Genomic DNA, 15,138 nt, shown 5'->3' on the forward strand with positions numbered 1-15,138 from the left:
CTGATGCGTCTCCCCCTTCCCTCTCCAGCATCCCCCCCGACAATTGATACAAACCTACGTTATTGCGCTTCACTTTTCATCGTTGCAACCGCTGGTACCAACAGAGCCTGCATCACCACACCAAGTTTAAAACGCACGTTCACCAACTAGGTCCAGCAATAGCAAAACATTCATTGCCACATTCAAACGCAATTTATACGGCTGTTTTGGCAAAGCCTGGAGTTAGGTCGGGATTTATTTTTGCATTTGTAATTTTATTACGTAATAAGTTACAAAATGAGGGGCAGGGTAACGGCCCAAATTAGCCGTTGTCCGATGGAAAAAAGCAGGAGCATAACCATCTGCGTAGAGCTTTTACACCAACCCAATAAAGCAATAAAAAACATCAACTTAACCATATCGAAAAAACAGGCGTTTAAAAAAACTGTTGACGTAATCAACAATATTTCGCACCTTATCAATCGTGTTATCCCGTTGTTGCGGGAACGTTTCAGGAACAGGGATTCGACTTTAGTCGTAGTTAGTAAGTTCAAAATGTAATTCTCAAAGGAGTGAACCTTATGTCGGCACCGGCTCAGACCCACTGCAGCGCCCGCCTTCGCATCCAGGGCGAGATGCTGCCCGAATACGCGCAAATTCTGACGCCGGACGCGGTGGCTCTGGTCTCCGAACTGGTGGAACGTTTTGCTCCCCAAAGAGGGGAATTGCTGAAACAACGTGTGGCACGCCAGGCCCGTATCGATGGCGGCGAGCTGCCGGACTTCCTGCCGGAAACCGCCCACATCCGTGAAGGTGACTGGACCATTCGCGGCATTCCCGCCGACCTGCAAGACCGCCGTGTGGAGATCACCGGCCCGGTCGAGCGCAAGATGGTGATCAACGCCCTCAACGCCAACGTCAAGGTGTTCATGGCGGACTTCGAGGACTCACTGGCCCCCGCCTGGAATAAGGTGATCGAGGGCCAAATCAACCTGCGCGATGCGGTCAACGGCACCATCTCTTACACCAGTCCGGAAGGAAAGGCTTATACCCTGAACGCCGATCCGGCCGTCCTCATCTGCCGGGTGCGCGGTCTGCACCTGCCGGAAAAACATGTCACCTTTGATGGCGAGCCGATCCCCGGTGGCCTGTTCGATTTTGCCCTCTACTTCCTGCACAACTATCAGGCGCTGCTGGCCAAAGGCTCCGGCCCCTACTTCTACGTGCCCAAGTTGCAGAGCCATCTGGAAGGGCGTTGGTGGAGCGAAGTGTTCGCCTGGACCGAGGACAAGTTCGGTCTGCCCCGCGGCACCATCAAGGCCACCGTGCTGATTGAAACCCTGCCGGCCGTATTCGAGATGGATGAGCTGCTCTATCAGATGAAGGATCACATCGTTGCGCTGAACTGCGGCCGCTGGGACTACATCTTCAGCTATATCAAAACCTTGAAGAACCATCCGGATCGCGTCCTGCCTGATCGTCAGGTGGTAACTATGGACAAGCCGTTCCTCTCCGCCTACTCGCGGCTGCTGATCAAGACCTGTCACAAGCGCGGTGCGCTGGCGATGGGTGGCATGGCCGCCTTTATTCCGGCCAAGGACGCGGCCGTCAACGAGCAGGTCTTCGCCAAGGTCAAGGCCGACAAGGAGCGCGAAGCCAACAACGGCCACGACGGTACCTGGGTCGCCCACCCCGGCCTTGCCGACACCGCCATGGCGGTGTTCAACGCCACCATTGCGGCTGGTGCCAAGAACCAGATCGGCGTGCTGCGCGAGCAGGATGCCCCCATCACCGCCGCCGACCTGCTGGCACCCTGTGAGGGCGAGCGCACCGAGGCAGGGATGCGCACCAATATCCGGGTTGCCCTGCAATATCTGGAGGCCTGGATCAACGGCAACGGCTGCGTGCCCATCTACGGTCTGATGGAAGATGCCGCCACCGCCGAGATCTCCCGTACCTCCATCTGGCAGTGGATCCGCCACGGCAAGAGCCTGTCTAATGGCAAGGTAGTGACCAAAGAGCTGTTCCGCCAGATGCTGGCCGAGGAGCTGGAGGTGGTCAAAGCCGAGGTGGGCGCCGCACGCTGGCAGGCAGGACGCTTTGCCGAGGCGAGCGAGCTGATGGAAGAGATCACCTGCGCCGACACCCTGATCGATTTTCTGACGCTGCCCGGTTACGAGCGGCTCTGAATCACGGGCCCCCAGCGGGGCTCGCCAATAACAAGTCAATGGAAACGTGAAATCAATGAAAGAGGGAACTGATATGGCACTGACCCGTGAGCAACAGATCCAGGCTATCGAGAAAGACTGGGCGGAAAACCCCCGCTGGAAAGGGATCAAGCGCGGCTACAGCGCCGAAGATGTGGTAAACCTGCGCGGCAGCTTGCAGCCGGTGCACACCCTGGCCCAGCGTGGTGCCGACAAGCTGTGGGGTCTGATCCACGGCGACGCCAAGAAAGGCTATGTCAACTGCCTCGGCGCCCTGACCGGCGGTCAGGCGGTGCAGCAGGCCAAGGCGGGGATCGAGGCGATCTACCTCTCCGGCTGGCAAGTGGCTGCAGACAACAACTTGTCCTCCACCATGTATCCGGATCAGTCCCTCTACCCGGCCAACTCGGTACCGTCCGTGGTGGAGCGCATCAACAACTCCTTCGCCCGTGCCGACCAAATCCAGTGGGCCAACAAGGTTGGGCCGCAGGATGAGGGCTTTATCGACTACTTCCTGCCGATCGTGGCCGATGCGGAAGCCGGTTTCGGTGGCGTGCTGAACGCCTTCGAACTGATGAAGGGGATGATTGAAGCGGGCGCCGCCGGCGTGCACTTCGAAGATCAGCTGGCATCGGTGAAGAAATGCGGCCATATGGGCGGCAAGGTGCTGGTACCGACTCAGGAAGCGGTACAGAAGCTGGTTGCAGCCCGTCTGGCAGCCGATGTGTGCGGCACCACCACCCTGGTGATCGCCCGTACCGACGCCAACGCCGCAGATCTGTTGACCACCGACGCCGACCCGTACGATGCAGACTTCCTGACTGGCGAGCGCACTGCCGAAGGGTTCTACAAGGTGCGGGCCGGTATCGATCAGGCCATCGCTCGCGGTCTGGCTTACGCCCCCTACGCCGACATGGTGTGGTGTGAAACCGCCAAGCCGGATCTGGACGAGGCGCGTAAATTTGCCGAAGCGATCAAGGCCAAGTTCCCGGATCGCATCCTGGCCTACAACTGCTCCCCGAGCTTCAACTGGAAGAAAAATCTGGACGATGCCACCATCGCCCGCTTCCAGCAGGCGCTCTCCGATATGGGCTACAAGTATCAATTCATCACCCTCGCGGGTATCCACAACATGTGGTTCCACATGTACGAACTGGCCTACCAGTACGCCCGTGGCGAAGGGATGAAGCACTACGTCGAGATGGTGCAGGAGCCGGAATTTGCCGCCGCCAGCCGTGGCTACACCTTCGTAGCCCACCAGCAGGAAGTCGGTACCGGTTACTTCGACAAGGTGACCACCGTCATTCAGGGTGGCCAATCCTCGGTCACCGCCCTGACCGGCTCCACCGAAGAAGATCAGTTCCACTAATAAGAGAGCTGCCTTGAAATAGCAAAACCCCGGCCTGATGCCGGGGTTTCTTTTTGAAAGGCCCTTCTCCCGAAGGGAGAAGGAACAAAGCGATAGAACCTCTTCACGGTCTGTGACGAGAGGTCGTCAGCAAGGTGAAGAGCAGCACATGAGCCTTGCTCACGGCCTCGCAGTAAGAACGTGGCTAGGTTCTCAGAGCTCGAGGATCTCTTTGACAAAGGGAATAGTGAGCTTGCGCTTGGCGCGAAATGAGGCGTTGTCGAGCTGATTGAGAGTGGTGAGCAGGGTTCGCATATCGCGGGAGAGTCGGTTGAGCAGGAAGCGGCCCACATCGATGGGCAGTTTGAAGCCCCGCAGCTCGGCACGCAGCTGCAGGGCACTGAGCTTGCCTTCGTCATCCAGCTCTTCGAGATGGAAACTCACCCCCCAGTCGAGGCGCGAAGCGAGATCCGGCAGTTGCAGCCCCAGTTTGCGCGGTGCGCTGCAGCCGGTGACCACCAGCGTCCCCTCGCCCTTCTCCTGCCAGCGGTTGTAGAAATCGAACAGCGCCCGCTCCCACACGGCATTGCCGGCGATCGCCTCAAGGCTGTCGAGACAGACCAGCGGCAAGCTTTCGAGGGCATCGAGCATACTGGGATCGAGCTGTTCAAACTGATCGAGAGAAAGATAGGCAGCCGCCGCATCGCGGGCGTTGACCTCAGCACAGGTGGCGTGGAGCAGATGAGAGCGTCCGGATCCCTTGGCTCCCCAGAAATAGAGGAAAGGCGATCCCTGACCGATGGCCGCATTCTTGAGGGCGGTGATCAGATGAGCATTGTTGCCGGGATAAAAACTGACGAAGGTTTCATCATCCGGTAGTTGTACGGCTAAAGACAGTTGGGCCGGTTGCTTCACTCGTTGGGCTTTGACTGTGACATTTGTGGCTAAGTGTATCATCGCAAAGGCAGATAGAGAACCGCCCGGGCAAGCCGGGCGGTCTACAAAAGCCTTATAAAATCAGGGCTGCGACCATTGGTAACGCAAACCGCTGCCATTATCGTCAACCTTGCGCAAACGACTCTCAAGCTGCAGCGCCCGCACCAGCTCGGCCTGCTCCCCTTGCAGGGTAAAGTTGAAGGTGACCTGGTCCCCCTCCAGTTTGCCGATCGCCACCTTGCTGACGTTGGCCATCCCCTGCAGCATCTTCTGCACGGCGATCATGCTGTCCACTTCGGAGAGGCCATCCACCACCAGGGTCTGGCTGGTTGCCGGACCCGAAATGCGGGCACCGTAGTTTTTCACCAGCCAGGCCGCCAGGGTATCGGCGAACCCTTGCGCCACTTCGGCCTGAGTGCCGGTGTTATTGCCACGGGTCAGCTCGGCCACTTCACCGGCCGCTTTGGGGCCGTAGAGTCCCCAATCGATGCTCCACTTGTCACCTTCCGGTGTCAGCTTGCCCAACACCACCATCTCGGCGCCATAGCGCTGGCTTGCCTGCAAAATCGGGTCGGCAAAGCGTCCCCAGACGTCGGTGGCACTGACCGCCATGTTGTCATCGAGATCCATCAGCGGAATGCTGATGGGTAGCCCCAGCGTCTGGGCCTGCTCGCGCAAGGCTTGCGCCCAACCATCGCTGGATTGATCCGCCAGCAAGCGACGCTCACCCTGATCCACCACCAGCCAGATGGCCATCTGGGGACGCGCAGGGCCAAGCAGGGCAAACTGGCTCTCGGAGACCAGGCTGTTGACCTTATCACTCTTGAACTCGGCTTTCAGATACTTGACGGCGTCCTGATCCTGATAGCCATAGCTTTTGACATAATCGCCCGGGGCCGCCAGCGCCTTGACCACCACCGGCTGGGTGAGGATGTCGCGCTTGCCGGTCACCTTGATCAGCACCTGACCCAGTGCCTGCCCTTGAGCGGCCACCATGTCGCCACTGGTCGGGGCCTTGCCCTGATAGAGGTCGGTCACCTGAGCGGCCGAGGCCATGAATGACAAGCCGCAGCAGAGGGCGGTCACAACACGTTTGAACATGAACAGAGTCTCGAAATGGGAGAGTGTGCTTATGGTAGCGGCAAGGCGCATCCTGCGGCAAGGCTGGCACAAGCGGCCACAAACAGCAGAGCCGGCGATGCGCCGGCTCCGATCACCCCTTCCACATGGGAAGCAGGTTAAAGCATTAAGTTACTTGGTACCGAAGATCTTGTCGCCTGCATCGCCCAGACCCGGCACGATGTAGCCCTTCTCGTTCAGCCCCTGGTCGACAGAAGCACAATAGAGCTCTACGTCAGGGTGTGCGGCTTCCAGCGCCTTGATCCCTTCCGGCGCGGCAACCAGTACCAGCACCTTGATGGATTGGCAGCCTTTCTTCTTCAGCAGATCGATGGTGGCGATCATGGAACCGCCGGTGGCCAGCATCGGATCGATGACCAGCGCCAGACGCTCTTCGATGTTGCTGACGATCTTTTCGAAATAGGGAACCGGTTGCAGGGTCTCTTCATCACGGTAGATACCGACCACGCTGACGCGGGCGCTCGGCATGTGCTCCAGCACGCCATCCATCATGCCAAGGCCGGCACGCAGGATGGGTACGACGGTTACCTTCTTGCCTTTGATCTGGTCAACTTCTACTGGCCCATTCCAGCCATCGATGATAACCTTCTCGGTTTCGAAGTCAGAGGTCGCTTCATAGGTCAACAAACTGCCCACTTCTTTGGCCAGTTCACGGAAACGCTTGGTGCTGATATCGCCTTCGCGCATCAGACCGATCTTGTGTTTGACCAGGGGGTGTTTGACTTCAACGACTTTCATTATTATCTCCTCTAACCTGCCGCAAAAAAATCGCGGAATCATACAACAAAAGCCACCGCTTGTAGAGCATTTCCGCGCAAAAACGCGCAAACGATTTCCTTTCTGGTTTTTCACCGCCACTGTTAGAATACGCCCCGAATTTTACCCTCCACTTCTTTACATGACGGGGAATACTCGTGACTGACAAAACCTCACTGAGCTACAAGGATGCTGGCGTAGATATCGATGCCGGCAATGCACTGGTTGAACGTATCAAGGGCGTGTCAAAGCGCACTCGTCGTCCTGAAGTCCTTGGTGGTCTTGGCGGCTTTGGGGCCTTGTGTCAAATCCCTGCGGGCTACAAGGAGCCGGTACTGGTCTCCGGTACCGATGGTGTGGGCACCAAGCTGCGGCTGGCCATCGACCTGAAGAAGCACGACACCGTGGGCATCGATCTGGTGGCCATGTGCGTCAATGACCTGATCGTACAGGGCGCCGAGCCGCTGTTCTTCCTCGACTACTATGCAACCGGCAAGCTGGACGTGGACACCGCAGCCGCGGTAGTCACCGGGATCGGTGCCGGTTGCGAGCAGTCAGGCTGTGCCCTGGTGGGCGGCGAGACCGCCGAGATGCCGGGTATGTATGAAGGGGAAGACTACGACATCGCCGGTTTCTGCGTCGGTGTGGTGGAGAAGAGCGAAATCATCGACGGCAGCAAGGTCGGTGAAGGGGATGCCCTGATCGCGCTGGCTGCCAGCGGCCCTCACTCCAACGGCTTCTCCCTGATCCGTAAAATTCTGGAAGTCTCCAAAGCCGACGTGCATCAGCCGCTGGGTGACACCACCCTGGCCAACGCCCTGTTGGAGCCGACCCGCATCTATGTGAAACCTGTGCTCAAGCTCATCAAGGAGTGCGAGATCCACGCCCTGTCCCACATCACCGGCGGTGGCTTCTGGGAGAACATCCCCCGTGTCCTGCCCGCCAACACCCAAGCGGTGATCGACGAGCAGAGCTGGCAGTGGCCGGCAGTGTTCAGCTGGCTGCAGCAGGCTGGCAACGTCACCCGTCACGAAATGTATCGCACCTTCAACTGCGGCGTCGGCATGATCATCGCCCTGCCCGCCAACCAGCTGGAGAAGGCGCTGACCCTGCTCAAGGCGGAAGGCGAGAACGCATGGCACATCGGTCATATCGCCAAGGCAGCAGACGGTGAGGAGCAGGTCGTCATCAAATGATGCGGATCCTCGTCCTAATCTCTGGCAGCGGCAGCAACCTGCAGGCGATCCTCGACCACTGCGCCAGCGGCAAGATTGCCGGTGAAGTGGTCGGCGTTATCAGCAACAAGGCCGATGCCTATGGTCTGGTTCGCGCCAAAGAAGCTGGCGTGGCGACCTCCATTCTGGCCCAGCAGCAGTTTGCCAGCCGGGAGGAGTATGACGCCGCCCTGCTGGCGCTGATGGCAGACTATCAGCCTGACCTGGTGGTGCTGGCCGGGTTTATGCGGATATTGAGCGGCGATCTGGTGCGCCATTTCGCCGGCAGGATGATCAATATCCACCCCTCCCTGCTGCCCAAGTATCAGGGCCTGCACACCCACCAGCGCGCCATAGATGCCGGTGACAGTGAACACGGCGCCAGTGTCCACTTCGTGACCGAAGAACTGGATGGCGGCCCGGTGATCCTGCAGGCCCGCGTGCCCATCTTTGAAGGAGACACGGCGGACGAGGTAGCGGCACGAGTACAGGCGCAGGAGCACAGCATCTACCCGCTGGTGGTGCGCTGGTTCTGCGAAGGCAGGCTGCAGATGGTGGACGGCGCTGTGCAACTGGATGGCGCCCTGCTGGGCCTCGCTGGTTACGCCTGCGAGTAAGCAGACGTCTTGTCGAAATGTGAAAAAGGAGGCCGATGGCCTCCTTTTTATTTCCTGAATTTTCCCACCACAGGCACAGGCTTAAACCTGTTCACGACCTGCAGCGAGAAACCGTCAACAAGGTTACAAGCTGCCCAGGAACCGGAGCGTATAGACATACGTGAGGATTCCGAGCAGCACATGAGCCTTGATCACGGTTTCGTAGCCAGATCGTGGACAGGTTTAGACCGGATTGTCGATATCGATAAAGGTCACATCCAGCCCGTGCACAGTCGCCAGCCACTCCCCCAGCGCCTTGACGCCGTAACGCTCGGTAGCGTGATGGCCAGCGGCGTAGAAGTGCATCCCCATCTCGCGAGCGGTGTGAATGGTCTGCTCGGAGGCTTCACCGGAGATAAAGGCATCGATGCCCTGCTCCGCCGCCAGATTGATGTAGCTCTGACCGCCGCCGGTGCACCAGGCCACGGAGCGGATCAGCTCGGGGCCGCTGTCGCCACAATAGAGTGGTTCACGGCCAAGGCGCTCGACAATCAGTTTGGCAAAGTCGGCGCCGCTCATCGGCTCTTCCAGCTTGCCCACCATGGCGACGCTCTTGCTGTTCCACGGCTCCAGACCACGGCGTACCTTGATGTCGAGCAGCTTGGCGAGCTGGGCGTTGTTACCCACCTCGGGGTGAACATCCAGCGGCAAGTGGTAGGCAAACAGGTTGATATCGTGGGTCAGCAGGGTCTTGAGCCGACGCTGCTTCATGCCGGTGATCTGGGCCGGTTCACCGCTCCAGAAGTAGCCGTGATGGACCAGAATGGCATCGGCCTCGGCAGCCACCGCCGCGTCGATAAGCGCCTGACTGGCGGTGACACCGGTCACTACCTTGCGAATGCGCTCACGCCCCTCCACTTGCAAGCCGTTGGGGCAGTAATCCTTGATAGCGTGCGGTTCGAGCAGATGGTTCAGTACGGTTTCGAGTTTTCGATGAGAGATCATAGGGGTCCCTTATTAAGGCTCGGTCCCCTGCTTTACCAATAAAAACAGGGCCCAGGCTCAAAGCGCCAAGGGCCCCATGATAATCGAGCCGGGCCATCAAGACCATGACAGCCCCCACACAGTGCGGTTTCCCTCCCGGCCTCAGGCTGGCAGATCGATCCCCGCCTCCCGCATCTGGGCCAGTTTGTAGCGCAGGGTGCGCGGGCTGATGCCGAGTCGGTCGGCCACCGCCTTGCGGCTGCCGTTACAATCTTGCAGGGTGTCGAGGATGATCTGGTGCTCCTGCTGCTTGAGTTCGCTGCCGAGGCGATCGCCGCCATAGCTGCGCTCCACGCTGACAAACTCCATCTCCTGCTCGTCCAGCTCTTCCAGAATAAGGTGGTCACAATCAATGACCCCATCGGGGCTGAGGATCAGGGCGCGCTGTACCACGTTGTCCAGCTCCCGCACATTGCCGGGCCAGGGGTGGGCCAGCAGTCGCTCCCGCGAGGCGTCCGTCAACTGTGGTGTCGGTAACCCCTGCTGACTGGCATGAAGCGCCAGCAGATGTTCCGCCAGCGGCAGAATATCCCCGGGCCGCTCGCAGAGGGCAGACCAGCGCAGCGGAAAGACGTTGAGACGATAGTAAAGATCTTCGCGAAACAGGCCATCCTGCACCGCTTTTTTCAAATCCCGGTTGCTGGTAGCGATGACCCGCACATCCAGCGGGATCATCTTGCGACTGCCGAGCCGCTCCACCTCTTTCTCCTGCAACACCCGCAGCAATTTGGCTTGCAGCCCCTGATCCATCTCGGTGATCTCGTCAAGCAGCAGGGTGCCTCCCTGCGCCTGCTCGAACTTGCCCGGGCACCCCTGCACCGCACCGGTGAAGGCCCCCTTCTCGTAGCCAAACAGGGTCGCCTCCAGCATGTTTTCCGGAATGGCGGCACAGTTGATGGCGATAAAGGGCTGCTCGGCGCGGCTGGAGTTATCGTGAATGTAACGGGCCAGCACCTCTTTACCCGTCCCGCTCGGGCCGGTCACCATCACGGTCGCTTCGCTTCTGGCCACCCGGGTCGCCAGCTGGAACAGCTCGGCAGTTTTGGGATCCCCGTAGACCACGGCGCGCTTCTCCACCTTCTGGGCGGGCACATAGCGGCTGACCTGATTGAGCAGCACCTCTGGCGAAAATGGCTTGGCCAGATAGTCGATGGCCCCTTCACGCATGGCGCGCACCGCGCCATCGATATTGGCGTAGGCGGTCATCAGCAGCACAGGTATCTGTGGATATTGCTGGCGGATGGTAGCCAACAGGGTGAGGCCGTCCATCCCCCCCATCTGGATATCGGAGATCACCATGTCAAACGGCTGACGGGAGAGGGCCAGCAGAGCCCGCTCGCCGCTGTCCGCTTCACGGCACTCATAACCGCCGAGCAACAAGGTATCCACCAGCGCTTCGCGCAGGCCATTGTCATCTTCAACTACCAGGATCCTGGCCTGTGTCATGCTACACCTCCAAGCTGCACCGTTTGCTGGTGCAGGGGGAACGACAGAGTAAAGCAGGTGCCTTCACCGGGAACCGAGGCCACACCGACCTCCCCCTGATGGGCACGCACTACAGATTGCACCACCGCCAGTCCGAGACCAGTGCCTTGGGAGCGAGTGGTAAAGAAGGGTTCGAATACCTGACCGAGCTGATGGGAAGGGATCCCCTTGCCATTATCGATGACCCGCATCTCCACCCGGGCACCGCTGCGCACCGCGCTGACCAAGAGTGAGGTGGCCCCCGCCTGCTGGGCATTGGCAATCAGATTGTTGATGGCTCCCGCCAACGCGCTGCTGTTGGCCAGCAGACAGAGATCGGGCTCTGGCGCCTCCATGTGCAGCTCGCAGCCCTGTTGCTGACAGAAGGCCTCGGCACCGGCCTGCACTTCGGCCAGCAGCCCTTGTACCGAGATCGGGGTGACCACCTGATTGTCACCGTTGCGGGCGAACAGCAGGATGTCGTTGATCTGCTTCTCCAGATCCTGCAAACGGGCCATCAGCTTTTGCTGAAACTGAGTGCGGGATTCCGGCTTGAGGGTGCGGTTGGCCAGGTTTGCGGCATAAAGCATGGCAGCGGAGAGCGGTGTGCGGATCTGGTGGGCGAGCGAGGCCGCCATATTGCCGAGCGCCGACAGCCGCTTCATGTGATTGATGCGGTCTTGCAGTTTACGGGTTTCGGTCAGGTCATTGATAAAGACCAGCTGGCCGGGCTGATCCGGCAGCGGCTGGGTCGAGAGCTGGACCCGGCGCCCGTCGCGCAGGGAGATCTCGTGGCCATCATCCTCGCGCGGCTCGAAGCAGCGGGCAATGATGTGGCGCCAGAGCTCCCCTTCCAACGGCTCCCCCAGCAGGGAGATGGCCGCCGGATTCGCGCGGGTGACCACTCCAGCCCCGTCAAGCAGCAACACCCCGGTGGGGAGCGCCTTGAAGATGGCATAGAGCTGGCTCACTTCGTGGGACTGGAGTGGCATGTCCTGCTGCTGGATTGTCATAAACCTGACCTCAAACTGGCTATTGGGTCAGGTTATTCAATTTTCATGCCACTAAATTATATGAATTAAAACAATGAATTGCGCATTAGCGTCAAGGCTTTGACCCTTAGACGTCCTTGCTCATCCCGTACTTTTTCATCTTCTCCACCAGGGTAGTACGCCGCATGCCAAGCAGATCGGCGGCGCGGGCCACCACCCCGTCCTGAGACTCCAGCGCCTGACGGATCAGCTCCACTTCAAGGTCGGCCAGCATCTCTTTGAGGTTGACCCCCTCCTCCGGCAGCTGCATGGTGCGGGCCGAGGCGAGGGAGTGATCCAGCTCGGGCGGATCCTGAAACACCGCCGCCAGCGCATCCCGTTCATCCATCTCGGTCAGCCGCTCATCCCGCGGCTCGCTCGGCAGCAGGCGATAACGGCTCGGCAGATCCGCCACATCGACGATCTGGTGTGGATAGAGGATCAACAGCCGCTCCAGCAGGTTAGAGAGCTCGCGCACGTTGCCGGGCCAGGGGTACTGCATCAGTGACTCCAGCGCCCGCTGGGTCAACCGGATAAAGCCATGGTGCTGCTCGGCATGGCGGTTGAGCAGCTCCTGCAGCAGCAGCGGGATGTCATCGATGCGATCCCGCAGCGGCGGCGTCTCAATGGGGAAGACGTTGAGGCGGTAGTAGAGATCTTCACGAAAACCCTGAGTGCGGATCATCGCCTCCAGATCCCGGTGGGTCGCCGCTATGATGCGCACATCGGCCTGAATGGGCTTGCCGCCACCGACCCGGTCGAACAACCGCTCCTGCAGCACCCGCAGCAGTTTGACCTGCATCGGCATCGGCATGTCGCCGATCTCGTCGAGGAACAGGGTGCCCCCCTGCGCCAGCTCGAAGCGACCGCGACGAGCCGCGATGGCACCGGTAAACGCCCCCTTCTCGTGGCCAAACAGTTCGCTCTCCAGCAATTCGGCCGGAATAGCGCCGCAGTTGATGGGCACGAAGGGGCCACTGCTGCGGGAAGAGAGTTCATGGATAGCGCGCGCCACCACCTCTTTACCAGTGCCAGACTCCCCGAGGATCAGCACGTTGGCATCGGTCTCGGCCACCTGGCTGATGAGGCGGCGTACCTCCTGGATCCCCTTCCCTTTGCCCACCAGCAAACGCAGCAGGGCCTGCCCCTTGTCATGGGTCTGCTGACGGGGATGCAAGGATACAAAGGCCTGACAGAAGTGCAGATGACGAGTAAGGGATTCATAGGTAAAGGGCGAGATCGCGACCCCGATAAAGTTGCTGTTGGGCAGATCGGCCTCAACCAGCGAGAGGAAGGGGGTACGGGGGAAGGCGGCCAGCAGATCTGACAAGGGACGGTCGGTCAGCTCACCCACCAGCACCCCTTGCAGCGGACCGGAGGATTCGATGGCCACATCCAGATCACTTTGTGCCACCTCCTGCCACGGGATCCCCATAAACGAGAGCACGGTTCCCAACTGTTGGCGCCGCTGCGCATCGGCATCAACAATCAACACGCCCATCTCCACCATATCCATTCCTCGCGATGTCCTGAACTAACTTATTGTTTTATTTGATGATAAAACAGCTACCGACTGTCTTTTTGCTGGCACACAAAGTGCCAAAATTCCGACACATTGTCAAAAATTGTCGTATTCAGGCTAAGTGTATCGACAGAAACGGGAGATTAGATAAATTTTGCCGAGGAATTTTCTGCATTGGCGCCGTTAACAAACGCCGCCAATGGCGGAAAGAAAACTGCCCTCGTCAGAGGGCAGCATGCAACACGGTGAAGCGCACTCAGTGGCGATTATGGTGGTGCGGCGCCGCGTAACGACACTCTGGAAAACGGCTGCAAGCCAGAAAGAGTCGACCGGCGTGGGGGCCTTTTTTCGCCTCCCGCTCCACCAGCGGCGCATTGCAACGGGGGCAGTGGTGTACTTCATGCTCCTCGTCATCCTCTACATCGGCGAACAGGCTATCGACCAGCTCCCCCTCACTCTGTGGCGCCTCCATCACCCCCTTGGGCTGGATGGCGGGCTCGTGGAGCGACGCAGGCGAGATCGCCTCGGCATGGGCAGTACGGCCACGCATCCCGGCACCTACATCCACACCGTCCAGCAGCAGAGGGTTGAACGTCGGCTCGCGGCGCGCCCCGTGCGGCAAATCGTCGATCAATGGTTCGCTGGTTTTGACCAGCAGCGGCAGGATCTGTTCGCGCAGCTCTTCCACCAGATAGCTGGCACTTGCTGGGATCTGCAGCAACGGCAGACCGGCGCTGTCGCAGGCGGTTTTCAGAAAAAGGTCGCGCGCCTTGCGCTTCTGGTGACGATGGGAGCTGTCATCGAGTTCGATGGCGCAGATAAAGGAGAGATCCGCGGGGTGGCAAAGCAGATAGTCGAAATGCTTGGCACTGATCTTGTTGAAGTGCTGCTGCCATTTGCTCTTGCCGATCCCGGCCTGCGGCGTCAGCACATCGGCCACCCGCACCTTGGCAAAGACCCGGGCCTTGTCACCCACCGCCAGATCCAGCACCCCAAGGAACGATCGTTCGGCAGGACTGAACAGGGTCTCCTGCATATCATAGGGCAGGCGCTTTTGCTGTCTGCCTCTGCTCCAGAAGATCGCCAGCACAAGCAGCGCCAGCAACAACAATCCCGATAGGACAAGGGTATTCATGAGAGCACGATCCAGTTCACGACACGAAAGGGGAATTACTTTACCACAGCCGCCACGGAGCAAGGCAGCAGACCCGTGTATAGAAAGTGAAAAGTCCCGTCTTTTTATCTATTTGTCAGCAGGCGGGGGTTCATATGACCAGCCCCAGCAGGCACAATAGGGATAGAGTAAGAAAATCCATTTCAAGGAGAGCAGGATGCAAAAGCAATTGGTGGTCACCGTGATCGGTGCAGACAAACCCGGGATCGTCGAGAGTCTGGCAGCAGTCATCAGCCGCGAGCAGGGCAACTGGCTGGGCAGCGCCATGAGCGAACTGGCGGGCCAATTTGCCGGTATCCTCCATGCCTCTGTCCCCGATGAGCACTATCGCAGCCTGTGCGAAGCACTGGCCCTGCTACCGGGTCTGACCATCAGCTTTGCCGAAGGGACACCTACCGCCGAGCCAGCTCATCAAGTCATGATGACAGTGACCGGCAACGACCGCCCCGGCATCGTCCATGAAGTAGCCAGCATCCTGCGCCAGCTCGAGATCAACGTGGCCGATCTCACCACCGGCTGTGAACCGGCTCCCCACTCCGGCGCCCCGCTCTTCTATGCCCATGCGCTGGTTGCCCTGCCCGACGGGCTCGCGATGGATACGCTTATCACCGCGCTGGAATCCCTCTCCGACGATCTGGTGGTCGACATCGACGAAGCGTTCAGCGAGTCATAATCCTGTCATTTATTTGTCATATATTAACGCCATAACTGCCGCGCAGACGCGACC

General features: G+C 59.4%; 13 protein-coding genes. 5 read left to right on the top strand and 8 right to left on the bottom strand.

Annotated features, from left to right (window positions below):
* Positions 1 to 560 precede the first annotated feature (560 nt).
* Positions 561 to 2,168 (top strand): malate synthase A, encoded by a 1,608-nt coding sequence (gene aceB, locus VF684_RS03265; RefSeq protein ID WP_139441526.1) that lies wholly within the window; start codon positions 561 to 563, stop codon positions 2,166 to 2,168.
* 73 nt (positions 2,169 to 2,241) lie between these two features.
* Positions 2,242 to 3,555, top strand: a complete 1,314-nt coding sequence (gene aceA, locus VF684_RS03270; RefSeq protein ID WP_088869417.1) for an isocitrate lyase — start codon at positions 2,242 to 2,244, stop codon at positions 3,553 to 3,555.
* A 192-nt stretch (positions 3,556 to 3,747) separates the two neighbouring features.
* Here the strand turns inward: aceA and hda are convergent, their stop codons facing one another.
* From hda to upp, 3 genes are all read right to left on the bottom strand, one after another.
* On the bottom strand, positions 3,748 to 4,449 hold the full coding sequence (gene hda / locus VF684_RS03275) for a DnaA inactivator Hda (RefSeq protein WP_013723920.1): 702 nt from the start codon (positions 4,447 to 4,449) through the stop codon (positions 3,748 to 3,750).
* Between the two features lie 102 nt (positions 4,450 to 4,551).
* Entirely contained in the window at positions 4,552 to 5,571 is a 1,020-nt protein-coding gene (locus VF684_RS03280; protein WP_107685161.1) for a DUF2066 domain-containing protein, read from the bottom strand.
* 150 nt (positions 5,572 to 5,721) lie between these two features.
* A complete protein-coding gene (gene upp, locus VF684_RS03285) occupies positions 5,722 to 6,348 on the bottom strand; it encodes a uracil phosphoribosyltransferase (protein WP_005334115.1) in 627 nt (208 codons plus the stop codon).
* A 176-nt stretch (positions 6,349 to 6,524) separates the two neighbouring features.
* Between upp and purM the strand changes: the two genes are divergently transcribed.
* Positions 6,525 to 7,562 carry a phosphoribosylformylglycinamidine cyclo-ligase gene (gene purM, locus VF684_RS03290; protein WP_021231046.1) on the top strand — a complete coding sequence of 346 codons (1,038 nt, stop codon included), beginning with the start codon at positions 6,525 to 6,527 and terminating at the stop codon, positions 7,560 to 7,562.
* Positions 7,559 to 8,197 carry a phosphoribosylglycinamide formyltransferase gene (purN, locus tag VF684_RS03295; protein ID WP_019446697.1) on the top strand — a complete coding sequence of 213 codons (639 nt, stop codon included), beginning with the start codon at positions 7,559 to 7,561 and terminating at the stop codon, positions 8,195 to 8,197. The genes purM and purN overlap by 4 nt, the downstream gene beginning before the upstream one ends.
* A gap of 222 nt (positions 8,198 to 8,419) precedes the next feature.
* Here the strand turns inward: purN and VF684_RS03300 are convergent, their stop codons facing one another.
* The 5 genes from VF684_RS03300 to VF684_RS03320 form a co-directional block, all read right to left on the bottom strand.
* Positions 8,420 to 9,181, bottom strand: a complete 762-nt coding sequence (locus VF684_RS03300; protein ID WP_440173764.1) for a Nif3-like dinuclear metal center hexameric protein — start codon at positions 9,179 to 9,181, stop codon at positions 8,420 to 8,422.
* A gap of 141 nt (positions 9,182 to 9,322) precedes the next feature.
* A complete protein-coding gene (locus VF684_RS03305; protein WP_279459272.1) occupies positions 9,323 to 10,666 on the bottom strand; it encodes a sigma-54-dependent transcriptional regulator in 1,344 nt (447 codons plus the stop codon).
* Positions 10,663 to 11,697 (bottom strand): sensor histidine kinase, encoded by a 1,035-nt coding sequence (locus VF684_RS03310; RefSeq protein ID WP_118853617.1) that lies wholly within the window; start codon positions 11,695 to 11,697, stop codon positions 10,663 to 10,665. Before VF684_RS03310 ends, VF684_RS03305 begins: the two co-directional genes overlap by 4 nt.
* A 106-nt stretch (positions 11,698 to 11,803) precedes the next feature.
* Positions 11,804 to 13,225, bottom strand: coding sequence for a sigma-54 dependent transcriptional regulator (locus VF684_RS03315; protein WP_162895325.1), 1,422 nt, complete (start codon positions 13,223 to 13,225; stop codon positions 11,804 to 11,806).
* A 268-nt stretch (positions 13,226 to 13,493) separates the two neighbouring features.
* Positions 13,494 to 14,372, bottom strand: coding sequence for a DUF2726 domain-containing protein (locus VF684_RS03320; protein WP_118853616.1), 879 nt, complete (start codon positions 14,370 to 14,372; stop codon positions 13,494 to 13,496).
* Between the two features lie 196 nt (positions 14,373 to 14,568).
* On the opposite strand from VF684_RS03320, the gene VF684_RS03325 reads away from it, so the two are divergent.
* Positions 14,569 to 15,084 carry a glycine cleavage system protein R gene (locus tag VF684_RS03325; protein WP_118853615.1) on the top strand — a complete coding sequence of 172 codons (516 nt, stop codon included), beginning with the start codon at positions 14,569 to 14,571 and terminating at the stop codon, positions 15,082 to 15,084.
* Positions 15,085 to 15,138 lie beyond the last annotated feature (54 nt).

Source organism: Aeromonas sp. Lyrl_2 (assembly GCF_051948815.1).
Lineage (GTDB): Bacteria > Pseudomonadota > Gammaproteobacteria > Enterobacterales > Aeromonadaceae > Aeromonas > Aeromonas veronii.